This is a genomic window from Microbulbifer sp. 2205BS26-8 (assembly GCF_030731025.1).
Lineage (GTDB): Bacteria > Pseudomonadota > Gammaproteobacteria > Pseudomonadales > Cellvibrionaceae > Microbulbifer > Microbulbifer spongiae.
In genome coordinates this window covers 1-501 of sequence record NZ_JAVAMR010000183.1, presented here as the reverse complement: position 1 = coordinate 501, position 501 = coordinate 1, and the positions used below count along the sequence as shown (strand labels likewise).

At 54.1% G+C, this 501-nt stretch carries 1 protein-coding gene; it reads left to right on the top strand.

Going from position 1 to position 501, the window contains the following annotated elements; translation table 11 throughout:
- The coding region (locus Q5Y71_RS17175) for a hypothetical protein (protein ID WP_306043288.1) at positions 1-501 on the top strand (501 nt) is incomplete at both ends.

Genomic DNA, 501 nt, shown 5'->3' with positions numbered 1-501 from the left:
AAATGACCTTTACCGGCCTGACTGCAGTGCAGGGCCAGGGTGGCAGCGACAGCCTTAACGCGCTTGCCTATAGCGATGGCCTGGAATTGACTGGCAGCGATAACCAGTTGCTAGCGGGCGCGCTGACTTTCGAGGGTATTTTCAGTTCAACCACAGCGCTTTTAACCGGCAGCAGTGGGGATGACCTGTTTACCATCACCGGCACAAATACCCTGAATACCGCGAATATCGACTTTAGCGGGTTGAATAACGTCAATGCGGGTTTGGGCAGTGACAGCCTGGTGGCACTGGATCTGGTAAGCCTGACAGGCAACAGTAAGGAAGCGGTAACCAGAGGAATCCGTTTTAGCGAGATCGACAGTGTTACAGGCGGCAGCCTGGCGGGCTCGGATAACGCGGACAGGTTCGAGATCACTGGCCTGAATGCGCTGATGGCCAATGATATTGCCTTTAATGGTATCAGCAGCGTAGATGCCGCTGGAGGTATCGATACAGTGAATG